The organism is Streptomyces lacaronensis (assembly GCF_047337785.1).
Taxonomy (GTDB): Bacteria; Actinomycetota; Actinomycetes; order Streptomycetales; family Streptomycetaceae; genus Streptomyces; species Streptomyces lycopersici.
Window position 1 is genome coordinate 9,973,608 of sequence record NZ_JBLHDK010000003.1, and the last position, 25,873, is coordinate 9,999,480.

General features: G+C 69.8%; 15 protein-coding genes and 1 pseudogene. 11 read left to right on the forward strand and 5 right to left on the reverse strand.

Annotation, left to right across the window (positions count from 1 at the left end; translation table 11 throughout):
- Nucleotides 1–21 precede the first annotated feature (21 nt).
- Both ACMTAK_RS43160 and ACMTAK_RS43165 read left to right on the forward strand, forming a co-directional pair.
- Nucleotides 22–7,227 (forward strand): annotated as a pseudogene (locus ACMTAK_RS43160) (SDR family NAD(P)-dependent oxidoreductase); the annotation flags it as partial.
- A 496-nt stretch (nucleotides 7,228–7,723) separates the two neighbouring features.
- Entirely contained in the window at nucleotides 7,724–8,341 is a 618-nt protein-coding gene (locus ACMTAK_RS43165) for a TetR/AcrR family transcriptional regulator (protein WP_413811183.1), read from the forward strand.
- Here ACMTAK_RS43165 and ACMTAK_RS43170 read toward each other — a convergent pair.
- Complete coding sequence (locus tag ACMTAK_RS43170; RefSeq protein ID WP_413811184.1) at nucleotides 8,331–9,410, reverse strand: methyltransferase; 1,080 nt, start codon at nucleotides 9,408–9,410, stop codon at nucleotides 8,331–8,333. The genes ACMTAK_RS43165 and ACMTAK_RS43170 overlap by 11 nt on opposite strands.
- Before the next feature lie 295 nt (nucleotides 9,411–9,705).
- On the opposite strand from ACMTAK_RS43170, the gene ACMTAK_RS43175 reads away from it, so the two are divergent.
- Nucleotides 9,706–11,313, forward strand: coding sequence for a protein kinase domain-containing protein (locus tag ACMTAK_RS43175; RefSeq protein ID WP_413811185.1), 1,608 nt, complete (start codon nucleotides 9,706–9,708; stop codon nucleotides 11,311–11,313).
- A gap of 60 nt (nucleotides 11,314–11,373) precedes the next feature.
- On the opposite strand, the gene ACMTAK_RS43180 is transcribed toward ACMTAK_RS43175, so the two are convergent.
- Nucleotides 11,374–12,564: a sensor histidine kinase gene (locus ACMTAK_RS43180; RefSeq protein WP_413811186.1), complete on the reverse strand. Its 1,191-nt coding sequence runs from the start codon at nucleotides 12,562–12,564 to the stop codon at nucleotides 11,374–11,376.
- Nucleotides 12,555–13,217 carry a response regulator transcription factor gene (locus ACMTAK_RS43185; RefSeq protein ID WP_413811187.1) on the reverse strand — a complete coding sequence of 221 codons (663 nt, stop codon included), beginning with the start codon at nucleotides 13,215–13,217 and terminating at the stop codon, nucleotides 12,555–12,557. The genes ACMTAK_RS43180 and ACMTAK_RS43185 overlap by 10 nt, the downstream gene beginning before the upstream one ends.
- 171 nt (nucleotides 13,218–13,388) lie before the next feature.
- Here ACMTAK_RS43185 and ACMTAK_RS43190 point away from each other — a divergent pair, with 171 nt between their 5' ends.
- Genes ACMTAK_RS43190 through ACMTAK_RS43200 form a run of 3 tightly spaced genes read left to right on the forward strand, consistent with a single transcriptional unit; the run spans nucleotide 13,389 to nucleotide 16,791 of the window.
- The gene (locus ACMTAK_RS43190) at nucleotides 13,389–14,663 is read left to right on the forward strand and encodes an ABC transporter permease (protein WP_413811188.1); all 1,275 of its coding nucleotides are present in this window, start codon (nucleotides 13,389–13,391) and stop codon (nucleotides 14,661–14,663) included.
- A 34-nt stretch (nucleotides 14,664–14,697) separates the two neighbouring features.
- Nucleotides 14,698–16,077 carry an ABC transporter permease gene (locus ACMTAK_RS43195; RefSeq protein ID WP_413811189.1) on the forward strand — a complete coding sequence of 460 codons (1,380 nt, stop codon included), beginning with the start codon at nucleotides 14,698–14,700 and terminating at the stop codon, nucleotides 16,075–16,077.
- Nucleotides 16,078–16,083: 6 nt separating this feature from the next.
- The gene (locus tag ACMTAK_RS43200; protein ID WP_413811190.1) at nucleotides 16,084–16,791 is read left to right on the forward strand and encodes an ABC transporter ATP-binding protein; all 708 of its coding nucleotides are present in this window, start codon (nucleotides 16,084–16,086) and stop codon (nucleotides 16,789–16,791) included.
- A gap of 120 nt (nucleotides 16,792–16,911) precedes the next feature.
- On the opposite strand, the gene ACMTAK_RS43205 is transcribed toward ACMTAK_RS43200, so the two are convergent.
- Together ACMTAK_RS43205 and ACMTAK_RS43210 are read right to left on the reverse strand one after the other, a co-directional pair.
- On the reverse strand, nucleotides 16,912–17,412 hold the full coding sequence (locus ACMTAK_RS43205) for a DinB family protein (protein ID WP_413811191.1): 501 nt from the start codon (nucleotides 17,410–17,412) through the stop codon (nucleotides 16,912–16,914).
- Nucleotides 17,413–17,440: 28 nt separating this feature from the next.
- Complete coding sequence (locus tag ACMTAK_RS43210) at nucleotides 17,441–18,067, reverse strand: class I SAM-dependent methyltransferase (RefSeq protein WP_413811192.1); 627 nt, start codon at nucleotides 18,065–18,067, stop codon at nucleotides 17,441–17,443.
- A 789-nt stretch (nucleotides 18,068–18,856) separates the two neighbouring features.
- Between ACMTAK_RS43210 and ACMTAK_RS43215 the strand changes: the two genes are divergently transcribed.
- From ACMTAK_RS43215 to ACMTAK_RS43235, 5 genes are all read left to right on the forward strand, one after another.
- Nucleotides 18,857–20,335, forward strand: coding sequence for a sugar transferase (locus ACMTAK_RS43215; protein ID WP_413811193.1), 1,479 nt, complete (start codon nucleotides 18,857–18,859; stop codon nucleotides 20,333–20,335).
- 73 nt (nucleotides 20,336–20,408) lie between these two features.
- Nucleotides 20,409–21,734, forward strand: coding sequence for a nucleotide sugar dehydrogenase (locus ACMTAK_RS43220; protein ID WP_413811194.1), 1,326 nt, complete (start codon nucleotides 20,409–20,411; stop codon nucleotides 21,732–21,734).
- Nucleotides 21,724–22,962 (forward strand): glycosyltransferase family 4 protein, encoded by a 1,239-nt coding sequence (locus ACMTAK_RS43225; protein WP_413811195.1) that lies wholly within the window; start codon nucleotides 21,724–21,726, stop codon nucleotides 22,960–22,962. The genes ACMTAK_RS43220 and ACMTAK_RS43225 overlap by 11 nt, the downstream gene beginning before the upstream one ends.
- Nucleotides 22,959–24,356, forward strand: coding sequence for a Wzz/FepE/Etk N-terminal domain-containing protein (locus ACMTAK_RS43230; protein ID WP_413811196.1), 1,398 nt, complete (start codon nucleotides 22,959–22,961; stop codon nucleotides 24,354–24,356). The genes ACMTAK_RS43225 and ACMTAK_RS43230 overlap by 4 nt, the downstream gene beginning before the upstream one ends.
- A complete protein-coding gene (locus ACMTAK_RS43235; protein WP_413811197.1) occupies nucleotides 24,353–25,873 on the forward strand; it encodes a Wzz/FepE/Etk N-terminal domain-containing protein in 1,521 nt (506 codons plus the stop codon). Before ACMTAK_RS43230 ends, ACMTAK_RS43235 begins: the two co-directional genes overlap by 4 nt.

Below are 25,873 nucleotides of genomic sequence, written 5' to 3' on the forward strand. Positions count from 1 at the left end.
TCGGAGTTTGCTTCGTGGCCGCCGGCCCAGGCGCAGCCGGTGGATGTGATGGGTTTCTATGACCGGCTGGTGGCAGAGGGGTATGAGTACGGTCCCGCGTTCCAGGGTTTGCGGGCTGCGTGGCGTGAGGGGGACACTGTCTTCGCCGAGGTTGCTCTGGCGGAGGAGCAGGCGCGGGAGGCGGCACGGTATGCGGTGCACCCGGCTCTGCTCGATGCGGCTCTGCATGCCTGCACCCTGAGCGCACCCGATGCCGAGCGGGCTGTGGGGTTGCCGTTTTCCTGGAACGGTGTCCGGGTCCATGGCACGGGTTCGGCCATGTTGCGTGTGGCGGTGACACGAGCAGCGGATGGCTGGAGTGTGCGGGTCGCCGATGACGTCGGTCGGCCGGTGGCTAGCGTGGGCTCGCTGGTGACGCGCCCGGTGACGGCCGATGCGCTTGGTTCCGCTGCCGATGACTTGCTCGCTTTGACGTGGACGGAGATCCGGTCCCCTCAGGAGACCGGTCTGACGGTCGGTCGGTTCGAGGATCTGGTGTCGGGCGGTGATGTGCCGGTGCCCGAGGTGGTGGTCTTCACCGCACTCCCCGACAGCAGCGAGAACCCGCCGAGCCCGCTGGAACAGACCCGTGTACTGACCGCCCAGGTCCTGCAATCAGTCCAGGCGTGGCTGGCTGGGGAGCGCTTCACCGACAGCATTCTGGTCGTGCGGACCGGTACCGGGCTGGCCGCTGCCGCCGTGTCGGGGTTGATGCGGTCGGCGCAGTCCGAGCACCCGGGTCGGTTTGTCCTGGTGGAAAGCGACGACGACACCCTCACCCCGGACCAGCTGGCGGCCACCGTCGGGCTCGACGAGCCGCGGCTGCGGATCAGCGGCGGCCGTTACGAGGCAGCACGACTGGCTCGCACGCATGCGGCCGAACCCGAGTCAGAGAGGGTTTGGGATCGGGATGGCACGGTTTTGATCACCGGTGGTTCGGGTGTGCTGGCGGGGATCGTCGCCCGGCACCTGGTGGCCGAACGCGGCGTGCGTCATCTGCTGCTGGTCTCCCGCAGTACCCCGGATGAGGCGCTGATCGGCGAGCTCGGTGAACTGGGTGCCCAGGTGGCCACAGCGGCCTGTGACGTGTCCGACCGTGACGGGCTGGCGCGGGTGCTTGCGGGTGTGTCGCCGGAGCATCCCCTGACGGCCGTGATTCACACTGCGGGCGTGCTCGATGACGGTGTCGTCGAGTCTTTGAACCCGCAGCGGCTCGACACGGTACTGCGACCCAAGGCCGATGGTGCCTGGCACCTGCACGAACTCACCCGCGACACCGACCTGGCCGCGTTCGTCATGTATTCCTCGGCCGCTGGTGTGCTCGGCAGCGGGGGCCAGGGCAACTATGCGGCGGCCAATGCGTTCGTGGACGCGCTGGCTGAGCAGCGTCGTGCTGAGGGTCTGCCCGCACTCTCACTCGCCTGGGGGCTGTGGGAGGACGCCAGTGGCCTGACCGCGAAGCTGACCGATACGGATCGGGGTCGGATCCGGCGCGGTGGCCTGCGGGCCATCTCCGCCGAGCTGGGGATGCGGCTGTTCGACAGTGCGTCGCGCCATGACGAGCCGGTTCTGGTGGCCGCGCCGATGGACCCGGTACGGGACGCGGAAGTCCCGGCGTTGCTGCGTTCGTTGCACCGCCCGATCGCCCGCAGGGCCGCCTCTGCCGGTGACTCGTCAGCGCAGTGGTTGGCAGCTTTGACACCGGCCGAGCGGGAGAAAGCACTGCTGAAGCTGGTGTCTGACGGCGCCGCGACGGTTCTGGGACACGCCGACGCCCGCACGATTCCGGTGACCGCGGCGTTCAAGGATCTGGGTATCGATTCGCTGACGGCGGTGGAGTTGCGGAACGGTCTGGCGAAGGCGACGGGGTTGCGGTTGCCCGCCACGTTGGTGTTCGACTATCCGACTCCGACGGCCTTGGCCGCCCGGCTGGGGGAGTTGTTCACCGGCGAGAACCCTGTCCCGGTACGCGGGCCGGTGTCGGCGGTGGGGCAGGACGAGCCGCTGGCGATTGTGGGTATGGCGTGCCGTCTGCCGGGTGGGGTGTCGTCGCCGGAGGATCTGTGGCGCTTGGTCGAGTCGGGTACGGATGCGATCTCCGGTTTTCCCACCGACCGTGGCTGGGACGTCGAGGGCCTGTACGACCCTGATCCGGACGCGTCCGGGAAGTCCTACAGCGTACGGGGCGGTTTCCTGGACACCGCGGTTGGCTTCGACGCCGGGTTCTTCGGGATCAGTCCGCGTGAGGCACTGGCGATGGATCCGCAGCAGCGGTTGATGCTGGAGGTGTCCTGGGAGGCGTTCGAGCGGGCCGGGATCGAGCCCGGTTCCGTACGCGGCAGCGACACCGGCGTCTTCATAGGTGCTTACCCCGGCGGTTACGGCGTTGGCGTTGACTTCGAAGGGTTCGGGGCGACTGCTGGTGCGGCGAGTGTGTTGTCGGGCCGGGTGTCGTACTTCTTCGGTCTCGAAGGTCCCGCCTTCACGGTGGACACGGCGTGTTCGTCATCGCTGGTGGCGTTGCACCAGGCCGGGTACGCCCTGCGGCAGGGGGAGTGTTCCCTGGCCCTGGTCGGCGGTGTGACCGTGATGGCCACACCGCAGACTTTTGTGGAGTTCTCGCGGCAGCGAGGCTTGTCAACCGATGGCCGGTGCAAGGCGTTCGGGGACAGCGCGGACGGCACGGGATGGGCTGAGGGCGTCGGCGTCCTGCTGGTTGAGCGTTTGTCGGATGCTCAGGCCAAGGGGCACCAGGTGTTGGGGGTGGTGCGGGGTTCGGCGGTGAACCAGGACGGTGCGTCGAACGGCCTGTCCGCGCCGAACGGTCCTTCGCAGCAGCGGGTGATCCGGGCCGCTCTCAGCAACGCGGGTTTGACCACGGCTGAGGTGGATGTGGTCGAGGCGCATGGCACGGGTACGACGTTGGGTGACCCGATCGAGGCCCAGGCGGTGCTCGCCACTTACGGTCAGGACCGTGGGGAGCCCCTGCTGCTGGGTTCGCTGAAGTCGAACATCGGCCATACCCAGGCCGCTGCGGGTGTGTCGGGTGTTATCAAGATGGTGATGGCGCTGCAGCACAACACGGTGCCGCGCACGTTGCATGTGGATGAGCCGTCGCGGCATGTGGACTGGTCGGCGGGCGCGGTCGAGCTGGTGGCGGAGAACCAGCCGTGGCCGGACACCGGCCGACCGGGCCGGGCAGGTGTGTCGTCGTTCGGGATTAGCGGCACCAACGCCCACGTCATCTTGGAGAGCGCACCCGCCCAGCCCGCGGAGGAAGTGCAGCCTGTTGTGACGCCGGTGGTGGCCTCGGATGTGCTGCCGCTGGTGGTGTCGGCCAGGACCCAGTCCGCTCTGGCCGAGGTCGAGGACCGGCTGCGCGCCTACCTGGCCGCAACACCCGAGGCAGACATGCGGGCTGTGGCGTTGACGCTGGCGGTGACGCGGTCGGTGTTCGAGCACCGTGCCGTGCTCCTCGGCGACGACACTGTTACCGGCACCGGCGCTGCTATGTCTGATCCCCGTGTGGTGTTCGTTTTCCCGGGGCAGGGGTGGCAGTGGCTGGGGATGGGCAGTGCGCTGCGTGATTCGTCGGTGGTGTTCGCGGAGCGGATGGCTGAGTGTGCGGCGGCGTTGGGTGAGTTCGTGGACTGGGATCTGTTCACGGTGCTGGATGATCCGGCGGTGGTGGACCGGGTCGATGTGGTCCAGCCTGCCTCGTGGGCGGTGATGGTTTCCCTGGCCGCGGTGTGGCGGGCGGCAGGTGTGCGGCCGGACGCGGTGATCGGTCACTCCCAGGGTGAGATCGCCGCAGCCTGTGTGGCCGGTGCGGTGTCGTTGCGGGATGCGGCGCGGATTGTGACGTTGCGCAGTCAGGTGATCGCCCGCGGTCTGGCGGGCCGGGGTGCGATGGCATCCATCGCGTTGCCCGCACAGGATGTCGAGCTGGTCGACGGTGCCTGGATCGCCGCCCACAACGGTCGCGCCTCCACGGTGATCGCGGGCACCCCGGAAGCGGTCGACCGTGTGCTCACGGTTCATGAGGCGGGAGGGGTGCGGGTGCGGCGGATCACCGTCGACTACGCCTCGCATACCCCGCATGTCGAGCTGGTCCGCGACGAACTGCTCGGCATCACCGCCGGTATGGGCTCGCAGGTTCCGGTGGTGCCGTGGCTGTCGACCGTGGACGGCACCTGGGTCGAGGGCCCCTTGGATGCGGAGTACTGGTACCGGAACCTGCGTGAGCCAGTGGGTTTCGACTCCGCCGTCAGCCAGTTGCGTGCCGAGGGCGAGACCGTGTTCGTCGAGGTCAGCGCCAGCCCGGTGTTGTTGCAGGCGATGGATGACGATGTCGTCTCTGTTGCCACGTTGCGTCGTGACGACGGGGACGCCATCCGGATGCTCACCGCCCTGGCACAGGCCTACACCCATGGCGTCACCGTCGACTGGCCCGCCATCCTCGGCACCACCACAGCCCGGGTACTGGACCTTCCGACCTACGCCTTCCAGCACGAGCGGTATTGGGCCGAGGCCGGCCGGTCTGCCGATGTGTCGGGGGCGGGTCTGGATGCGGTGCGGCATCCGTTGCTGGGTGCGGTGGTGGCGTTGCCGGGTTCGGATGGTGTGATGCTGACTGGGCGGGTGTCGTTGGCTACGCATGCGTGGTTGGCTGATCACGCGGTGCGGGGCAGTGTGTTGCTGCCCGGTACCGGGTTTGTTGAGCTGGTTGTCCGCGCTGCGGATGAGGTGGGCTGCGACGTCGTCGATGAGCTGATCGCTGAAGCCCCGCTTCTGCTGCCGCGGACCGGCGATGTGCAACTGTCCGTCTCGGTCGCCGAGGCCGACGAGTCCGGACACCGCGCGGTGACGGTCTTCTCCCGCGCGGACAACGCCGATACCTGGGTCCGGCACGTTTCAGCCACCGTCAGCGTTTCCGACACGGCTGTCCCGCTGTCTGACCCGGACCTCACCGCGTGGCCCCCTGCGCAGGCCCAGCCGGTGGACGTGACGGGCTTCTACGATCAGCTGCCCGGGGTGGGTTACGAGTACGGACCTGCCTTCCAGGGTTTGCAGGCTGCGTGGCGTGACGGGGACACCGTCTACGCCGAGGTTGCTCTGGCCGAGGAGCAGACACAGGACGCGGCACGATTCGCCGTCCACCCTGCGCTGTTGGATGCCGCCCTGCACGCCGGGATCCTGAACACACCCGATGCCGACCGCGACACCGTGCGACTGCCGTTCTCTTGGAACGGTGTCCGGGTCCACGCCACGGAGTCGGCGATGTTGCGTGTCGCGATGACACGGGTCGCGGATGGCTGGGGTGTGCGGGTCGCCGATGACATCGGCCGGCCGGTGGCCACCGTCGGCTCGCTGGTGACCCGTCCGGTGGCAGCCGATGCGCTCGGTTCTCCTGTCGATGATCTGTTCGCCCTGACGTGGACGGAGGTTCCGGTCTCCCAGCAGGTCGGCGTGACGGTGGGCAAGTTTGAAGACCTGGCGGACGACGAGGTGTCGGTGCCCGATGTGGTGGTGTTCACCGCACGCCCCGACAGCGGTGACCCGCTGGTACAGACTCGTGGGCTGACCGCTGAGGTTTTGCAGGCGGTTAAGGTGTGGCTGGCGGGGGAGCGTTTCTCTGACAGTACGCTGGTTGTGCGGACCGGGACTGGTTTGGCCGCTGCCGCGGTGTCGGGGTTGATGCGTTCGGCCCAGTCGGAGCACCCGGGCCGGTTCGTTCTGGTGGAGAGCGATGACGACGCCCTTACCCTCCACCAGTTGGCCGCGACGGTCGGGCTCGATGAGCCACGGCTGCGGGTCAGCGACGGACGGTACGAAGCACCGCGACTGACTCGTACGAACGTCGCTGAGCCTGAGCCTGAGCCTGAGTTTGAGTCTGAAGGGGACTGGGATCCGGATGGCACGGTCCTGATCACCGGTGGTTCGGGCGTCTTGGCGGGGATCGTCGCCCGGCATCTGGTGACCGAGCGTCGTGCGCGTCATCTGCTGTTGCTGTCCCGTAGCACCGCGGACGAGGCGCTGGTCAGTGAGCTGGGCGAGTTGGGTGCCGCGGTGGACACGGCGGTGTGTGATGTGTCGGACCGGGCCGGGCTGGCGCGGGTGCTGGCGGGTGTGTCGCCGGAGCATCCCCTGACGGCGGTGATTCACACCGCGGGTGTGCTGGACGATGGTGTGGTGGAATCGTTGACGGCGCAGCGGTTGGACACGGTGCTGCGGCCCAAGGCCGATGGTGCCTGGCACCTGCACGAGCTCACCCGTGATATGGACCTTGCCGCGTTCGTCTTGTACTCCTCGGCTGCCGGTGTGCTCGGTAGTGCGGGACAGGGCAACTATGCGGCGGCGAACGCGTTCGTGGACGGGCTGGCCGAGCAGCGTCGTGCCGAGGGTCTGCCCGCACTCTCACTGGCCTGGGGCCTGTGGGAGGACGCCAGCGGCCTGACCGCGAAGCTGACCGGTACCGACCAAGACCGGATCCGGCGCAGCGGCGTGCGGGCCATCTCCGCCGAGCACGGGATGCGGCTGTTCGACGCGGCAGCACGTCAGGCTGAACCGGTTGTGGTGGCCACGCCGATGGAGCCGGTGCGGGGGGCCGAGGTTCCGGCATTGCTGCGTTTGTTGCATCGCCCGGTTGCCCGGCGGGCCGCTTCCACCGGTGATTCGTCGGCGCAGTGGCTGGTCGGCTTGGCGCCGGAGGAGCGGGCGAAGGCGCTGCTGAAGTTGGTGTCTGACAGCGCCGCGACGGTTCTGGGACATGCCGACGCCCGCAGTATTCCGGCGACCGGTGCGTTCAAGGATTTGGGTGTGGACTCGCTGACCGCGGTGGAGCTGCGAAACAGTCTGACGAAGGCTACGGGGCTGCGGCTGCCCGCCACGATGGTGTTCGACTACCCGACCCCGGCAGACCTGGCCGCCCGGCTGGGCGACCTCATGAACCCGAAGGTTCAGTCAACGACCCTGCTCGCCGAAATCGATCGCATAGAAGCGATGTTCACGTCCGTGACCTTCGACGACCGGCAGGCATCCGCGATCAAGGATCGGCTGTCCTCGGTTCTGAATAAATGGCAGCGGATTTCGCGACCCGAAGAGGTTTCTACGACCGCACTCTCAAATGCGAGTGCCAGCGAAATCCTTGACTTCATCGATCGGGAGTTCGGTGATCCCACGGCCTGAGAGCAACCTGACCGGCATGTGGTGGCCCGCTGCCGGCGGGTCCGGACGCGGGCGCGGGCGGCGAAGGAGTACCCGAGTACCCCTCGGACCTGCGGGCGACGGCGGGTCGGCCGCTCGGCGGGGCGATGAGCTGGACCCGTACCGGAAGTACTGGGTGTCGCGGATCGAGCGGATGCGGCCCGTGCAACTGCTGCCCACCGACCGGCCTCCGCGCACCCCCGGACTCGGCACGGCGCGGGCAGATGCCGTCCCGGTACGTCCCGGGCGAGGTCGTATGGACCGCGCGGGAGTTCAGCGGCACCGCGTGGGAGTTCAGGGGCACCGCGCGGGAGTTCAGCAGCACCGCGCGGGAGTTCAGCGGCACCGCACAGGACTCAGCCGGACCGCACAGGATTCAGCGGCCGGAACGGCGCGTCGCTGTGCATGACCATGCCGGCGGTGTTCGCCACCGCGTAGCGGCTGGGATCCCCGCCTGGGCCCTTGCTACGGTCGGCACATGTCAGGTCGCCGCTACCATTCGCCCCGCCGCGCGGAGGCCGCTGCCGCGACCCGGCAGTCGATTCTGGACGCCGCCAAGGAGCTCTTCGCCACCCACGGCTACGTGGCCACCACGGTCACTCGGATCGCCGCCGCGGCCCGGGTCGGCACCAACACCGTCTACACCAACACCGGCGGCAAGCCGCAGATTCTGCGCGACCTGGTCACCGTGGGCGTCGAGGACCCCATCGCCGAACAAACCCTGGCCCGGATCGCGGCGGCCGACGACGCCCTCGACGTCGTCGTGTACGCCGTCGAGGGCATCCGCCGCGACAGCGAGAAGCACGCAGAAGTCGTTGAGATCCTCCTCGACGCGGCCTCGGTCGACGCGCACGCCGCCGAGCTGCTGCGCTTCGCCCAGGAGCGATTCCGTGACGCGCTGCGGACCACCACCGACCGGATCGTCGCGCTGGGCGGCCTGCGGGAGGGGCTCGACGCAGCGGGCGCGACGGATGTGCTCTGGTACTACCTCGGCCTGTCGTCCTGGCGCGTGCTGGTGCGGGAGAACGGCTGGGACTGGGACACCGCCGAGCGGTGGCTGCGGGACCAAACCGTGGCCGCCCTGCTCACCGGGTGAGCGTGGCCTCCAAGATGGCGAACGGGCTGTCCACAGGCCCTGGGACGCGCCGGTCGAGGGTGAATCCGGCACTGGCGAACAGCGCCGCGAACTCCGTCTCCCGGCGCTCGTGGCCGGACACCATGCCGAGCATGGTCAAGTCGAGCTGCTTGCTCGGATGCGGGTCGTCGCCCTCCGAGAGCACCGTTTCCACCACCACCAGCCGGGCGCCGTGGGGCGCCGCCTCCGCGATCCGGCCCAGGATGCGCGCACACGACACGTCGTCCCAGTCGTGCAGCACGGTGGACAGCAGGTAGACGTCGGCGGCCGGTACGCTCTCGAAGAAGTCACCGGCCTGTACCTCGACGCGGTCGGCCATCCCCTGGTCGGCCAGCCGCGCGTGTGCGGTGGCCACCACGTGCTCCATATCGAAGACGATGCCACGTCGACCGGGTTCGTCGGCCAGCAGCCGGGCCAGCACGGAGCCGTCGGCGCCGCCGATATCGGCCACCACCTCGCCAGGCGGGAGCCGGTAGCCGGCCAGCGCGGCGTCCTTGGGTCCGTATGTCAGGTTGGCCATCGCGGACGCCATCACGGGCATGTGCTCGGGGTGGGTGCCCAGCCACTCCGCGAAGGACTGCCCGAAGTGCGCCGTGGCCGCCGGGATGCCCGTACGGACGGTGGTGACCAGCTCGGAGAAGGGCGCGTAGTGCGTCTCCATCCACATGATCGCTATGTCGCGCACCGAACCGGGCACATCCGCCACCAGCGTGCGGCCGAGCGGGGTGAGCGCGAAGGCGTCCTCGCCGTGATGGGTCACCACCCCGATACCGGAGAGGATGTGCAGCAGCCGCCCCAGCGCGTCGGTGTCCGTCTCCGTGGTCTTCGCCAACTCCCCGACCGTCATCGGACCGCCGTGCAGCGCCGTGGCCACATCGAGCTTGGCCAGCGCGTACAGCGCCTGGGACTGCTGGAAACCGGACAGCAGGCGCAGCATCTCCATGGACTGCCCGGACGCGGACGCCTCGGGTGCCGTCGTGGGCCGGGCGGTTGCCGCGTCGGCCTGCGGGGGAGTGGACGCGGGGGGCATGGGCCTCTCCAGGAGGTGTAGGAATTCGCGGTAATACAGCTACCGCTAAATCGTATCGCACCGTCGCGTTCGCGATCGCCCCAGACATTGGTGCTGGTAAGGCCGTTGTGGTGAGGACGTTGTGGCGAGGTCGTGGTGGCAAGGCCGGTGACCTGGTTCGCCGAGGAGTTGGAAAGAACGGCGAAGGACGAACCCGTCCGGCATACTTGCGAGCGCGGACCACTTCGCTCATCAGCACGTAAGCCAAGGTCCAGCGCGTTCGAGCGCTGATGCACACTTCCGGGGAACAGTCGTCATGAATAACCTTCAGCCTTCGGACCCGACGTCCATAGGCGGCTATCCGTTGCTCGGCCGCCTGGGTGCGGGCGGTATGGGGCAGGTGTTCCTATCCCGTACGGCTTCGGGCCGGCTGCTCGCGCTGAAGACGATCCGCGACGATCTCAGCTCCGAGCCGGGGTTCGAGGAGCGGTTCGCCCGCGAGATACGCAACAGCGACCGTGTCCGGTCGCCGTGGACCGTGACCGTCGTGGACTACAGTGCCCTGGGCCAGCGCCCGCAGTGGATGGCCACCGAGTATGTGCCCGCGCCGTCGCTCGCCGAATGGGTCACGGCCCATGGTGCGCTGCCGCGGACCGCGCTGCTCTCACTCGCCGCCGAACTGTGCGGCGCCGTGCGGGCCGTCCACGAGGCCGGCCTTGCGCACCGGGACGTCAAGCCCGGGAACATCCTGCTGGCACGCGACCGTCCACGGCTGATCGACTTCGGTGTTGCTCGGGCCGCCGACGACAGCAGGCACACCCGTCTCGGTGTCTCCGTCGGCTCTCCCGGATTTCTCGCACCGGACCAGGCCATCGGCGGTGTCGCCGCCGAACCAGCCGACGTGTTCTCGCTGGCCGCTGCGCTGGTCTACGCCGCAACCGGACGCGGCCCCTTCTCGCACGCGGAAGAACAGATCCCCGCGGCCGCCCTGATGTACCGAGTGGTCCACGAGGAACCCGATCTCGACGGCGTCCTCCCGGAGCTGGTGCCGCTGTTCACCGCGTGTCTGGCCAAGGACCCGGCCGCGCGTCCGACGGCGGCTCAGCTGGGCGGATGGCTGGAGGAGCGGGGTGGCCGGATCGGGCGTTGGCCCGAGGAATGCCCCACGGTTCTCGCCGGAAAGCTGACCGAGGCCGAGCATTCGGCACGCACCCTGGTCGACCTCGCGCATCGCCCCGTCGTGGCCCCCGCCGGTCAGGACTCGGTCCCGAGGGCGATGAAGTCCGACACTGTCCTCGCCGCCCCCTCCGAGCCCGGCCGGGGCCGTCGGCACGCCTGGCCGCTGACCACGGCCATCGCGGCGGTCGCGGTCGCGGTCGTTGTGGCGGTGGTGGTGGCGGCCGTCCACTTCGGTACGCAGCGTTCCTCGGCCGACGCCGCCCCGTCCGACGCCGCCCCGTCCGCGCACGGGCGGCCGTCCGGCGCGGCCGCCTCGGCGACTGCGGGGAAGACGCCGCCCGCCTCGACCCAGGGACCCCAGGAAGGACCTCAGGGACCCCAGGAGTCCCAGGGATCCCAGGAGAAGGACGCCGCGGCACTCAAGGTCATAAAGGCCACGTTCGAGCTGGCCACCGGAGAGTCCGTGGTGGCCGGGGCCAGGAGTCTGATCATGCAGGAGGACGGCAACCTGGTGGTCAACGACCAGGACCACAAGCCACGCTGGGCCGCGATGACCAAGGGCCAGGGCAACTCCGCCCGCTTCCAGGCGGATGGCAACCTGGTCGTCTACAACAGTGACGGGCAGCACCTCTGGTCCTCACGGACCGATGGCCACCCAGGAGCGGTCCTCGTGTTCCAGGCCGACGGAAATGTTGTGATCAAGTCCGGCGACACCGTGTTCTGGGCCGCGGGAACGGAGCGCTGACCGTTCCGGTTCCGGGACGGCCCGACACCGCTACGGCGCCGCTCACTCGCCAACTGGGGCTCAGGGGAAGCGCAGGGTGAGGGTGAGTCCGCCCTCGGTGCCGGGTCGTGCCGTCAGCGTGGCGTGGTGGGCTTTGGCGATCGAGTAAGCGATGGACAGTCCCAGACCGTGGCCGTTGGTGGCGGTACGGTCCCCATTCAGGCGGTGGAAGGGCTCGAACAGGTCGGGGATCTGTTCCGGGGACACGTGGGGGCCGGTATTGGTCACCGTCACGGTGTGGGTGTCGAGTCGGATGCGGACATGGCCGCCGGTGTGGTTGTACTGGATGGCATTGCGGATCAGGTTCGTGAGCAGGTGGCGTAGCAGGACCGGGTCACCGGGAACGGCCAGCGGGGTATCGGCGTCGAGGTCGATGCGCACGCCGTTCTTCGTTGCCAGTGAGGTGAGGCCGGCGGACACGAGCCGGACGATGGCCGCGACGTCCACGGTCTCGGTCTTCTCCATGCCGCGGTCGCTGCGTGCCAGCAGCAGGAGGCCGTTGATCAGCTGTTCGGCCTCGTGGTTGGCGGTGAGCAGGTCCTCGCGGACGTCCGCGAGTCCCGCGGGGAGGGGGTCGGCGAGGCCGACCTGGAGGCTGGTGCGCTGGACTGTGAGAGGGGTCTTGAGTTCGTGGGAGGCGTTGGCGACGAAGCGGCGCTGGCTCTCGAAGGACTTCTCGAGCCTGTCGAGCATGGTGTCGAAGGTGTCGGCGAGGCGGTGGAGTTCATCGTCGGGGCCGGTGAGCGCGAGACGCTGGTGGAGGTTCTGTTCGCTGATGCGGCGCGCGGTTTCGGTCATGGAGGCGACGGGCCGCAGTGCTCGGCCGGCCAGCCACCAGCCGAGCACTCCGGCAAGGAGCGCCATGGCGAGGAGGCCGACGGCGGACCAGAGCACCATCTGGCGCAGCGCGGTGTCCTGGACGTCTTGTACGGTCTGGTCGATCCTCTGGAACATGGCGACGTCGCCAGGGGCCCGGGGCGCGAGATCCGGCCGGGTGGGGCGCGTGAGCTCCAAGGGCGCCGCACGGCCGCTCGGCACATCCCCGTATGTGACCGACAGCCCCTGGGCCTGCTGCTGCGTTCCGTGGCGGGCGAGTAGCACCACGAAGGCGAGCAGTGCGGTGCCGGCGATCAGAAAGAGGGCGGAGAAGGCCGCGGTCAGGCGGGCGCGGAAGGGCAGTCGGCTCAGCGGCGCCCATGGGTTCAGTCGCACAGCCGGTAACCCTCCCCCTTGTCGGCGAGAATGAGGCCGGGGTCGCCGAGTTTGCCGCGCAGTCGGCTGACGGTGGCGCGGACCGCGCTGGTGCGCGGGTCGAGGTGCTCGTCCCAGACGGTGCGGACGAGTTCGTCGTGCGCCACCGGCGCGCCACCGGCCACAAGCAGCAGGCGCAGGACCGCGTGCTCCTTCGGGGTCAGCTCCAGCGGGCGGCCGTCCACGGACACCTCGCGCCGCGTCTCGTCCAGGGTGATGCTTGCGAAGCGCAGCACGGTAGGGGGCGGCTTCGGCGCGCGACGGCTCAACGCCCGTATCCGGGCGACCAGTTCGGCGAAATCGAAGGGTTTTGCCAGGTAGTCGTCGGCGCCGAGCGTGGTGAGGCCGTAGACCTTGTCCGTCAGCTCGCCGGCCGCGGTCAGCATCAGGATCCGCGGAGGGTCCTGGAGTTCGCGCAGTCGTCGGCACACCTCGTCGCCGCTCAGGACCGGCAGATCCCGGTCGAGGATCAGTACGTCGTAGGCGGTGAGCAGACACATCCGCTCGGCCTCGTCGCCGGCGGCCGCGACGTCGACGGCCATCGCCTGGCGGCGCAGGCCGGTAGCGATGGTGCGGGCGAGAACACGGTGGTCCTCGGCTACCAGAACTCTCATGCCCCCATCAAACCAAGATCACGATTGCAGCCGGATAAGGACGTGGCCGCCCGTGCCGCGAGCCGTCCAGGGCCGTGCGGCGCCGGTCGCGGGGCCACAGCGCGAGCAGGTCCTTATGTCGCTGTAACACGCTTATCCCGCTGCAAACAGCGAGCTGCTTCTGTCTTCGGCATGAACTTCGTCAAGCGCGCCGGGATGAGCCTGGGTGCCGGAAAGTCCAAGAGTGCCGCGTTGCTGGCGATCTTCGCCGTCATCTGCACCCTGCTTCTCGGTGGCTTTCTGCTGCAGGTCGCCGCGGCCCGTCAGGAAGCCAACGCGCAGCGCACCATCGGCGTCGACGTCACCGTCGAGAAGAAGGGCCTTACCGCGGTCCTCGCGGACCGGCTCGGCGCCTCGGAGCTGGTGTACCGCTACAACCCGGAACTTCCGGTGCGGGCCGGAGCGCGTGGCTTCACGCCGCTGACGTCGGACGCGCCGAAGCCGGGCGATGCCGGTGCCCGGAAGAAGGAGCGGGGCCCGCTGGCCGTGAACGGCGTCCGTGACTCGGGCATGCTGCTGTCCTTCTCGTACGGCTCGACGAAGATAACGGCAGGGCGCGGCATCACCCCCGAGGACGCGGGTCGCGACGTTGCGGTGATCGAGCAGCGCCTGGCCGACCGGAACCACCTCAAGGTGGGCGACACGATCCATGCGCGGTCGGCGGACGACGAGGAAGCCGTTCCGCTGAAGGTGGTCGGCGTCTTCCAGGACCCCACACAGGATCCGACGCGGTGGACGGCACCGCACAAGCTGCCCGGCAACGCGCTGTACGTGCCGATGAGGACGGCGCAGAAGCTCGGTACCGGCACCGCGTCGGTCAGCGAGGCGGTGTACAAGATCGGCTCGCCGAAGCAGGTCGAGCGGCTGCACGCCGAGGCCGAGCATCTCCTGGGCGGGGACAGCTTCGACTTCCGCGTCAACGACAAGGCGTACAAGGACCAGGTCCGCCCGATCCAGCGGGTCGGCGCGTTCGCGGGACTGATCGTCTGGGTGATCGCCCTGGCCGGGACGCTGATCCTCGGCTTGATCGTGACGCTGCGGATCCGCGAGCGGCGCACCGAGCTCGGGGTGCTCCTCGCGATGGGCGAGAAGAAGTGGAAGCTCATCGGCCAGCACGCCGTGGAGGTGGCGGCCGTGGCCCTGCCCGCCGTCGCGCTCGCCGCGCTGGCCGGTTCACTCGCCGGACAGCCGACGGGTGACGCCATCCTCGGCCGGCAGGACGGCACACCGGCCGCGGCGGCCGGTGTGCCCGATGCCGAGATCGCGCCGCCGACCGTACAAGTCGAGCCCGCCACCGTCGGCAAGGTCGCCGGTATCGGGCTCGGCATCTCCCTGGTCGCCACCGTCATCCCGGGCATGGGGATCCTGCGCCTGCACCCCCGCTCCATCCTCACGGACACCGAATAGCCACTCACCGGCACGGACTGAGAAAGCCGATCCCATGAACTTCGTCAAACGCGCGGGACTCAGCCTGTGGTCCCGCAAGGGCCGCACCCTGATCACTCTCGCCACCTTCCTCGTCATCTCCGTGATGGTGCTGGCCGGTGTCCTGATCAACGACGCCACGGCCCAGGCCGAGCAGGACGCCAAGCGCTCCGTCGGCGCCGAGGTCAACCTCCGGACGGATGTGGACCAGTTGGGCGGCGGGAGCGAGCTGAGGGCTCCGCGCATCGACACCGCGACTGTCGACAAGGTCGGGGCTCTGCCCCAGGTGCGGAAGTACACCTACTCGATGTGGGACCGCGTCCTCCTCAAGGGCGGCACCCAACTGGTCGACGGTGGGCCGAAGGACCCCATGGGCCCCGGCGGCACCGTGGGCATGGGCGTTCTCGACACCTCGCTGCTGGCCGACTTCCGCAGCGGCAAGTTCACGCTCCTGTCGGGTGCGCACCTCACCGCCGCCGACAAGGGCAAGAAGCAACTCCTGATCGAGGAACGGCTCGCCAAGGAGAACAAGCTCGACGTCGGCGACACGATCACCCTGACCGGCAACGACGAGAAGACCACGGCCGACTTCACCGTGGCCGGCGTCTACCGCGACCCGAGCCCTGTCACCGAACCGGACGGCGAGTACGGCATCAGTCCGGCCAATATGGTGTACGGCACGGTGGGCGGCCTCTCCGCGCTCGGCTCCGAGCGGAACGGCCCGCTCCAGGCAGCCGAGGCGACCTTCCTCCTCCAGGACGCCGACATGCAGGGCGCGTTCAAGGACGAGGCCCCAAAGGTCGCGGGCTCGGCGCTCGACGGTTTCAAGCTGGATGCCAACGACAAGGCCATCCGGCAGATGACCGGCCCGCTCAAGTCCATCAGCACCACCGCCACCCTGGCCATGTGGCTGATGGGTCTCGCCGGCGCGACCGTCCTGACCCTGCTGGTCAACCTCGCCGTCAAACAGCGCCACACGGAGTACGGCGTCCTCCTGGCCATGGGCGAGAAGAAACCCAAGCTCATCGCCCAGCAGGCCCTGGAGATCGTCGTCGTCGCCGCCCTCGCCATCGGCCTGAGCTCCCTATTCGCCCCGCAGCTGACCCAGAGCGCCGGGCAGGCCCTGCTCGGCAAGGAAGCCACCAGCGCCCAGCACAAGATCGACTCCTGGCAGGGCCCGCCGTCCGGCAGTACCGGCCTCGGCGGGGGCATTGACCCCAACGACAAGCCCGTTGAGGACGCCGACCCCATCGACAGGATCACCGTACGACTCGACCCGGCGGACCTCGCCACCCTCGGCGCCATCGGCCTCGGCATCGGCCTGCTCGCCACTGCCATCCCGGCCGGTGCCGTGCTGCGGCTGAGCCCCCGCACCATCCTCACGAAGGGCAAGTGACCCGCCATGACCAGCGCCACCGCCGCTCCGCCTGTCCTGCGTCTCGCGGGCGTCAGCCACACCTACTCTGGCCAGCGCCGCAGGACCGCGGTCCTCAAGGACATCGACTACGCCTTCGAACGCGGCACCTTCCACACCATCCTGGGCCCTTCCGGCAGCGGCAAGACCACTCTGCTCTCCCTCGCCAGCGGTCTCGACACCCCCACCAAGGGCACCATCACCTTCGAGGGCCAGGACATCACCGAACTGGGCCTCGGCCGATACCGCAGTCAGCACGCCGCCACGATCTTCCAGCAGTACAACCTCCTCACCTACATGACCGCCCTCCAGAACGTCACCTGCGCCATGGAGATCACCGGCACCAAACCCACGACCGGCAGCCGCAAGGCCCGAGCTCTGCACCTGCTGGAGAAGATCGGCCTCGACAAGGCGATGGCCACCCGCAACGTCCTCCAGCTCTCCGGAGGCCAGCAGCAGCGCGTCGCCATCGCCCGCGCCCTCGCCTGCGACGTCGACATCCTCTTCGCCGACGAACCCACCGGAAACCTCGACGAGGACACCGCCCAGGGGATCATCGACACCTTCCGCGAACTCGCTCACGACCAGGGCAAATGCGTAGTCGTCGTATCCCACTCCCAGCAACTGGCCGCCCAGTCCGACCGCATCCTCATCCTGCGCAAGGGCAAACTCACAGAACAGGCAAACGCCCGATGAAGGCGCGTGCCCTGTCGGCGGCAGCCGCCGAACGCCGAGCCGCCGAAGGCGACTTGCGGGGAGAACAGCGCCAGGTCCCCACAGGCCGTCGTCTGCGACGACGGCCTGTGGGCGGGTGGGTCAGCGTCCGGTCGCGCCGTCGAGGAGTTCGCGGAGGACGTCGGCGTGGCCGGCGTGGCGGCCGGTTTCCTCGATCATGTGGGTGAGCGCCCAGCGGACGGCGGGGGCCGGTGTGTCCGGCCGGGAGCGGGGCAGTGGCGCGCCGAGGTCGGCACAGGCGTCGAGAACCTCGTTGGCCTCCGCGACGGTCTCCCGGTAGCGGGTGACGATGGCGGTGGCGCTCTGCTCGGGGGCGGCGTGGAAGGTCGCCTGCCAGTCGGTGATCCGGGCGCCGAGGAACAGCGCTTGCTCGACGCAGGTGAGGTGGTGGAGCAGGCCGAGCAGGTTCGTGCCCGAGGGCACTGCGGCTGTGCGGATCCCGGGTTCGGGAGCGCCTTCGACCTTCGCGGCGATCGAGCCGCGCAGGTAGTCGAGGAATCCGCGCAGGACCTCGGTCTCGGTGTTCCCGGTGCGCGGTGGCGGGGCGTCGCGGCGGCGGTGGGGGCGCGGGGAGGTGGTCATGGTGGCTGCTTTCGACGGCCGTGCCGGTTCAGGCGTCACGGCGGATGATCAGGATGTGGTCGGTGACGTCGGCCGTGCGGCCGTCCGGTCCGGTCGCCTCGCGCACCTGGGCGTCGGCTCGCTCGACCGTCCAGGTCCCGGGGGCCAGGGCCAGGTCCGCCGCGACCTCCTGCGCGGTCGGGTACCGGATGTGCGGGTCCTGCGTCCATGACCACGGCGCGGTCGATCCGTGGTCGACCACCAGCAGTCGTCCCCCCGGGCGCAGGGCGCGGGCTGCCGTGCGCAGCACGGCCGTCCGGTCCAGGTCGAGGGGGGTGTGCAGGTAGTGGGCGCAGACCAGGTCGAAGCCGCCCGCGGGGAAGGACGTGCGCAGGTCGTGCTGGTGTGCCGTCAGCCGGTCGGCGAGGCCGGCCTCGGTGGCGAGGCGGGTGAGGCGCCCGACGGCCATGGAGGAGACGTCGACGGCGGTGACCTGCCATCCGCGGCCCGCCAGCCACAGGGCGTCGCCGCCGTCGCCGCACCCCAGGTCCAGGACGTCGCCGGGCGGCATGCCGGTGACCGTCGCGGTGAGGCACGCGTTGGGGCGGGGGGAGGCGGCCGCGGGCCGGGCCGCGTAGATGTCGTTCCAGTACGTACCGGCGTCTGTTGCGCTCATCGGGACTCCTTGTGCGGGAAGGGGTGCGCACCACTCTCGCCAGGCTTTGCCCGAACTGGCACGTCATCTTGCGGTTCCCGCAAGATGGGGCGATGGACGGCGCACCGCGGCACGAGTTCTGCTCGGTGAACGCGACCTGACCCGGGGGCCGGGCGAGCCGGCCCGGCCGTACATACCGGCACCGGCAGTGAGCTTTCCGGCATTCCGGAGTACTCCCGTCATCACAGGTCACAAGGCACGTCTTCGTCGTCAAGGTCCGTCGGCGGTCGCCGATCGGTGGAGTCGGCTTCAAATTTTGGGCACAAGTTGCACACATTCCCTCTTCAGGTGGGACCCCCGATGGTCTAGATTGGCCGTGCTTCACATGTTTGGACACCAGGCGACAAATAGTGATCTATGAGTCCGGATCTACGGGCAGTCAGCAGTCGCGTCGACGGCGCCAGACATGGGGGTGATCAATTCCTGGAGCCCGAGAGGGGCCTTGGGTGTGGGGAGCACCCGAGGTTTCGACGGGCTCCCGCGCACCTCGAGAGTCCGGCCGGACATGCGAGTCGGCTGCCACCAGGGTGGGTTGTTCGAGTAGCTCGGAAATAGCCGGCAGGTCATGCGCGGGGGGTGGGGGCCTCCCGCGGGGAGGAACAGCGCGGCGCGGAGGCGGGGGCCTCCGGGGGGAGGAAACAGCACCGGGGGTGGGGGCCTCCCGAGGGGAGGGACAGTACGGGGGGCGGGGGCCTCCCGAGCACAGTGTGAGGCGAATACGTCGAACCACTGGGGACCTTGGGGGGTTCTGTGCGGCAAGGGGGATTACTCAACCCGTTTCCGTCGGCGCGCGGGCGGCTGGCGGACGGGGCGATCAGACAGCCCGCGACCGACTGGGAGCAGCGGTACCGCCGTACCGTGATCACCAGCGATACCGTGGCCACCGCCTTCGTGGTGGCGGCGATCGGCAACTTCTTCGGGGCCCGGGACGCGGCCAACTGGCACGAGAAGTGGGGAATTCTCGCATTCGGCACCGAGCTGCTGGTGCTGGGGGCGCTCGCGGTGAGCCGGTCGTGGGCTCCGGCCGTGCTCGGCCAGGGCGCCGAGGAATTCCGCAGGCTCGGACGCTCACTGTTCACGGCGACCGTCGTACTGGCGCTGGGCGGGATCGCCCTCACCTCGCGCAACATCAAGCTCTGGATCTTCGTCGCGATCCCCGCGATCGCGCTCATCACCATGTCCGCGCGGTATCTGCTGCGCCTCTGGCTGCACAAACAGCGGAAGGAAGGACGGTGCCTGCGACCGGTGCTCGCTGCCGGGAGCCCGGCCACCGTGCGCGACCTGATCACCCGAACCCGCAAGTTCCCGCACCTCGGCTGGCGGGTGGAGGCGGTGTGCACGACGGACGGTCGCGGGCTCGACGGTGACCAACTGGACGGAGTGCGGGTCGTCGGCCGGCTGGCGGACGTCGCCAAACACGTCCGCCACGAAGGCTACCGTGTCGTCGCCGTCACACCGGACCCGCACTGGACACCGGACCGGTTGCAGCGGCTGGCCTGGAACCTCGAAGGCAGCGACGCCGAGATGGTCGTGGCCCCCGTGCTGATGGAGGTGGCCGGCCCGCGGCTGCACATCGACGCGGTGCTCGGGATCCCGCTGCTGCGGGTCAGCATGCCCACCTTCACCGGCGGCCGCCGGGCGGTCAAAGGGGTCGTCGACCGGATGGGTGCGGCGATCCTGCTGGTGCTGTTCGCGCCGCTGATGGTGTTCGTCGGGCTGCTCGTGCTGGTGGACAGCCGGGGTGGGGTGTTCTACCGCCAGCGCAGGGTCGGCAAGGACGGCCGCGAGTTCACCATTCTCAAGTTCCGCACCATGGTCGCCGGGGCTGACCGGTCACGTGCCGAGCTCGCCGACCGCAACGAGGGCGCGGGGCTGCTGTTCAAGCTCCGCCGGGATCCGCGGGTGACCCGGGTGGGAGCGGTGCTGCGCCGGTACTCGATCGACGAGCTGCCGCAGCTTTTCAACGTGCTCACCGGATCGATGTCGCTCGTCGGCCCGCGGCCTCCACTACCGGAGGAGTCCGCCGCGTACGGCCCGGACATCCGGCGGCGGCTGCTGGTCAAGCCCGGCCTCACCGGCCTGTGGCAGATCAGCGGACGCAGCGACCTGCCATGGGAGGAGGCGGTCCGGCTGGACCTGCGGTACGTGGAGGACTGGTCGCTCGCCCTGGACACAGTGATCTTGTGGAAGACGCTGCGTGCGGTGCTCCAGGGGCAGGGGGCCTACTGATGCGCGGGGGGCGTCGTCCGGCCGACGCACGGAGGGCAGGCCGGAAGGGCTTGCCCGGGGGGAGGAACGGGTCATGAGAGTCAGCGTTTTCGGGCTCGGCTACGTGGGCTGCGTGTCGGCCGCGTGCCTGGCCGGCATGGGTCACGAGGTCATCGGAGTGGACGTGAACCAGGTGAAGGTCGACCTGGTCAACGACGGCAAGGCCCCGGTGGTCGAGGAACGGATCGGTGAGCTCATCGCCGAGGTCGTGCGGACCGGAGCGTTACGCGCCACCGGCGACGTCCGCGAGGCGATCACGGGCAGCGAGGTGTCGCTGGTCTGCGTGGGCACGCCGTCGGAGCCCAACGGCAGCCTGTGCACCACGTACTTGGAGCGGGTCACCGAGCAGATCGGCGCCGCGCTGGCCGAGGGGGCCAAGCAGGGGGGCCGGCACACCGTCGTGTTCCGCAGCACCATGCTCCCGGGCACCTGCCTGAACCTGCTGGTGCCGGTCCTGGAGAAGTACGTCGGCGGCACGGCCGGGGTGGACATCGGGGTCGCGGTCAACCCGGAGTTCCTGCGCGAGGGCACGAGCGTGCGGGACTTCTTCGACCCGCCCAAGACCGTCATCGGCGAGCTCGACCCGGCAAGCGGCGACGCGGTGACGGCGCTGTACGAGGGCTTGCCCGGCGAGGTGTTCCGGGTGCCGGTCCCGACGGCCGAGGCGATCAAATACGCGGACAACGCGTTCCACGGCCTCAAGATCGGCTTCGCGAACGAGCTGGGCGCGGTGTGCCAGGCGCTCGGGGTGGACTCGCACCAGGTGATGGACGTGTTCCTGGCCGACCGCAAGCTGAACATCAGCCCCGCCTACCTGCGGCCCGGCTTCGCCTTCGGCGGCTCCTGCCTGCCCAAGGACCTGCGCAGCCTGGTCCACGCGGCACAGCGGGCCGACGTCTCGGTGCCCATCCTCGCCCATGTGCTGCCCTCCAACTCCGAACATCTGCGGCGCGCGGTGGAGCTGGTCGAGCGCACCGGCAAGCGCCGGGTGGGCCTGTTCGGGCTGTCGTTCAAACCCGGCACCGACGACCTCCGCGAGAGCCCGCTCGTCGAACTGGCCGAGAGGCTCTTCGGCAAGGGTTACGACCTGAAGATCTACGACGCCAACGTGAGCCTCTCCCGGCTGCTCGGCGCCAACCGCGAGTACATCGAGACCCGGCTGCCGCACCTCTCGCAGCTGCTCGCGGACTCCGTCGACGAGGTGCTCGAGCACGCCGAGGTGTGCCTGGTCGGAACCAGGGATCCGGCCGTGCTGTCGGCGCTGCCCCATGGCGACGGCCCGGTGATCGTCGACCTTGTCCACCTTCCCGACGCCGACGCGCGCCGCACAGAACCGGGGTACATAGGCCTTGCTTGGTGACGCAGTCAGCGGCGACGGATCGAACCGGCGCGCGCTGATCCTGGTGGAGAACCTGTCGGTGCCGTTCGACCGGCGGGTGTGGCAGGAGTGCACGACGCTGCGCGACGCGGGCTGGACGGTAAACGTCATCTGTCCCCGGGGGAGCAAGCGGGACACGGAGCCGGAGGCGGAGATCGAGGGGGTGCGGATCCACCGTTACCCGTTGCGCGCGGCCACCGGAGGACCGGCCGGCTACCTGCGGGAGTATGGATCGGCACTGTGGCATACGGCCCGGCTGGCCCGGAAGGTCGGCCCGGTCGAGGTGGTCCACGCCTGCAACCCGCCCGATCTGCTGTTCCTGCCGGCACTGTGGCTGAAGCGGCGCGGAGCGCGGTTCGTCTTCGACCAGCACGATCTGGTGCCCGAGCTGTACCTCTCCCGGTTCGACCGCGGCAAGGATCTGCTCTACCGCGCCGTGTGCGCGCTGGAACGGCGGACCTACCGGGCCGCGGACGTCGTGCTCGCCACGAACGAGAGCTACCGGGACGTCGCGGTGCGCCGTGGCGGCAAGCGGCCGGAGGACGTCTTCGTGGTGCGCAGCGCGCCTCAGATCGACCGGTTCCAACCGGTGCCGCCCGAGCCGGAGTTGAAGCGCGGCAAGCCTCATCTGCTGTGCTACCTCGGCGTCATGGGCCCGCAGGACGGCGTCGACTACGCCCTGCGCGCCCTCGCGAAGCTGCGCGACGAGCTCGGGCGGACCGACTGGCACGCGGTGTTCGTCGGCTCCGGTGACGCCTTCGACGCGATGGTGGAGCTGTCCCGGCGGCTCGGCCTCACCGAGCGGGTGCGGTTCACCGGGCGCATTCCGGACGCCGACCTGGTGCGCTACCTGTCCACCGCGGACGTATGTCTCTCCCCCGACCCGCGCAATCCGCTCAACGATCTGTCGACCATGAACAAGGTTCTGGAGTACATGGCGATGGGCCGGCCGATCGTCTCGTTCGACCTGAAGGAGGCGCGAGTCTCCGCCGGTGACGCCGCCGTCTACGCGCCCGCCAACGACGAGACCGAGTTCGCGGGGCTCATCGCGCTGCTCCTCGACGATCCGGAGAGGCGGGCCCGGATGGGCAAGATCGGCCAGGAGCGGATCGGCGGGCCGCTCTCCTGGCGGAACTCGCAAGCGTCGTTGCTCGCCGCCTACGCGTCGGCGGGCGACCCGGACCGGGCAGGGAAGAGGCCGCGCCGTTGAGCGATGACACGATACGCCTGGTCACGATCGGGCGGATGGTCCGTCGGCGGTGGCGGCTTCTCACCATCCTCGCCGTGGTGGGGGCACTCGTCGGCTACGGCACCTCTTTGCTGTTTCCACCGCGCTACACGACGTCGGCATCGGTACTGCTGCCGGGGGCGTGGGAGGAGCGCGAGCTGCTGACTCAGACGGAGATCGCGACCAGTTCGGTGGTGGTCGACCGCGCGGCCGCCACGCTCGGCTGGACCGGGGTCAGCGGCAGCGAGCTGCGGGACCGGGTGAGCGCCAAGGCCGCCGACGGGAACATCATCAAGATCTCGGGTACGGCCGACACCCCGGAGCGCGCGCAGCGCCTCTCCGACGAGGTGGCCCGGCAATTCGTCACCTTCGCCGCGCGGCTCGCGGGCGACGGCACCGACTCCGATGCCTCGGCCGGGCCCGAGACCCTGCGGAAGATGGTGGTGCGGACCAGCCGCCGCATCACCGAGCTGGCCGATGCGGCCGATCCGGGGCAGACCGTGGAGAGCGTGCAGGGCCGCACCGAGCTGGAGAAGCTGCGCATCGCGCTGCAGGAGGCCATGAAGAAGCTGGCCGAGGCCGACCCGGTGACCAGCAAATCCAACATGGTCGTCATGGGTCCCGCGGCCCGGCCGTCCGGCGAGGCACCGCCGACGAGGGCGCAGCTCATCGTCGCGGGGGCGCTGCTGTTCTTCCTGCTCGCGGTCATCGGCCATCTCACCGCCGCACGGATGAGCCGCCGACCGCGCACCGAATCGGAGATCGCCGCGGCGCTGGGCTCGACGCTGCTGGGTACCGTCGACGTACCTGGTGAAGGGCGCGCGCACCGGCCCGAAGGCGGTGGCCCAAGGGCCCGGATCCGCCGGCTCATCGGCGTCGACACCCGGTGGGACATACCGACCCCGCGGAGGTCCGGCGACGAGGCCAGCAGGCAAATCCGCTACCGGCGGGTGTGCGCCCGCCTCCGGGACCAGTTGCCGGCTCCCGGGCGGCTGCTGGTGGTCGTACCGGACGGCGACGAGATCGCCCGCCGGGCCGCCGGGCAGCTCGTCGCCGAGGCCAAGGGCGATCCTTCCCCAACCGCTTCGAGCAGGGGATACCCCATGCTGCGGGTGGTGGAGGTTTCGGTGGACCGGCCGATCGTGCCGGACCGCGACACCGAGTCCGGTGCCCTGCTCGTCCTCAGTGCGGGCAGCTGGACCGCGGAGGAGCTCGCCGGCATCGCCGAGGCGTGTGCGGACGCCGGGCATGAGGTCGTCGGCATCGTCGTCGCCGGAACTGTCCGGGCCCGTCCGACGCGAACGGCCGACCGTCCCGCGGACGAGGCCACTCTGGAGCTCGCGGTGCGCGGCCACGCGACGGGAGGTTCAGCGTGACGACGGGCAAGACCCCGGAGTCGTCGGCCGCCGCTCCGCTCCTTGATCTGCAGGCGCTGGTGGTGGCGGTGCGCAGGCGCCGCCGCCTCTGGTGCGCCATGGCTCTGCTGGGGCTGCTGGCCGGCGCGTCGATGGCGGTCCTGCTGCCGCCGCCGCCGACCGCGGTGAGCAAAGTGCTGGTCGCGCATCAGGAGGACCAACCGAACGACACCGGAACGCTGATCCGCACCGACGTCGCGCTGCTGGGGACCTCGCGGATCGCCGGCGAGGCCCTGCGGTCCCTCAAGTCCGCGGAGAAACCGGAAGACTTCATGGGGGACTACCGGGGTACCGGCTTGACCAACAACCTGCTGCAGATCACTGTGACGGGTGACAGCGACGCGGAAGCGGCGGCCCGAGCCAAGGCGCTGGCCGACGCGTTCGTCGCGGACCATGTGCGGCGGATGCGGGAGACCGCGAAAGCCGAGTCCAAGGCCCTGCTCGACCAGCGTGACCGCGTGCGGGACGAACTCGCCGAGGTCAACAAGGCGATCGGAGGCCGATCGCCGGGCAGCGACCCGGAGGCGTCGGCGAGCATCGAGTCGCTCTTCGCCCGCCGGGCCGAGCTCAACTCGCGGATCGCCGATTTCGACCAGCGAGCCGCCGAGGCGCGCACCGGCACGCCCCGGATCATCGCCGGCACGCAGATCGTGGACGCCCCGCGCGCGGTGCGGCACTCCCTGCCCAAGGCCGCTGCCACCAACGCCGCGATCGGGCTCGTCCTCGGGCTCGCCCTCGGGCTCGCGGTGGCCGCGGTCGGCACGGTGGTGGCGGACCGCCCCGTGCTGCGCCGGGAGATCGCGGCGAACCTGGGCGCCTCGGTCATCGCGGAGCTGCCCCTCCGGTCGGGCAGGCCGTGGCGGCGCCGACGGATCCGGGCGGCACGGACAAGGCTCACCGCGTCCCTGGCCCGCACCGTGCGCGACGCCGCGGAACCGGTGTCGCTGCTGGAACTGGGCTGTGCGCGCAGCACGAGCGTGATCGCCCTGGACCTCGCCAGGGCACTGGCGGCGGAGGGGCCAGTGGTCATCATCGATGGTCTGCCCGGCCCGCAGCTCGCGAGCCGCCGCCCGAAGCCAGGAGACCCAACCGTGGTCAGCGGCGAGCAGGCCGCTGCCGTGTCACATCAGGAGCGCCGGTTCGGCGTCGGCTCGGTCGCGCCCGGCACCGCGTGGACCGACCTCCAGTACCTCGGTACCCGGACCGTGCTCGTCGTGCGTGCCGGGCACGGCAGCGCCGCATGGCTGCACACCGTGGCGCGGCAGCTCGCGGACCAGCGCATCCCGGTGATCGGTGTGGTGCTGATCGACCCCGATCCGCGTGACGGGACCGACGGCACGCTGTGGGACGGACTGCACATCGCGCTGCGGGGCCATGGCGAGCGCCCGGCCCGGCGACACGGGATGGGCCAACTACGGACGGAGCGGCTGCCGATGTGGGCCGCGCGAGTCCCGGACAGCGACCAGGAGGCGCGGTAG

Bases quoted from the DNA above. Each gene is read 5' to 3' on its own strand.
- ACMTAK_RS43165 (WP_413811183.1), top strand. From the start codon at position 7,724: ATGTCAGGTCGCCGCTACCATTCGCCCCGCCGCGCGGAGGCCGCTGCC.
- ACMTAK_RS43170 (WP_413811184.1), bottom strand. From the start codon at position 9,410: ATGCCCCCCGCGTCCACTCCCCCGCAGGCCGACGCGGCAACCGCCCGG.
- ACMTAK_RS43175 (WP_413811185.1), top strand. From the start codon at position 9,706: ATGAATAACCTTCAGCCTTCGGACCCGACGTCCATAGGCGGCTATCCG.
- ACMTAK_RS43185 (WP_413811187.1), bottom strand. From the start codon at position 13,217: ATGAGAGTTCTGGTAGCCGAGGACCACCGTGTTCTCGCCCGCACCATC.
- ACMTAK_RS43190 (WP_413811188.1), top strand. From the start codon at position 13,389: ATGAACTTCGTCAAGCGCGCCGGGATGAGCCTGGGTGCCGGAAAGTCC.
- ACMTAK_RS43195 (WP_413811189.1), top strand. From the start codon at position 14,698: ATGAACTTCGTCAAACGCGCGGGACTCAGCCTGTGGTCCCGCAAGGGC.
- ACMTAK_RS43200 (WP_413811190.1), top strand. From the start codon at position 16,084: ATGACCAGCGCCACCGCCGCTCCGCCTGTCCTGCGTCTCGCGGGCGTC.
- ACMTAK_RS43205 (WP_413811191.1), bottom strand. From the start codon at position 17,412: ATGACCACCTCCCCGCGCCCCCACCGCCGCCGCGACGCCCCGCCACCG.
- ACMTAK_RS43210 (WP_413811192.1), bottom strand. From the start codon at position 18,067: ATGAGCGCAACAGACGCCGGTACGTACTGGAACGACATCTACGCGGCC.
- ACMTAK_RS43220 (WP_413811194.1), top strand. From the start codon at position 20,409: ATGAGAGTCAGCGTTTTCGGGCTCGGCTACGTGGGCTGCGTGTCGGCC.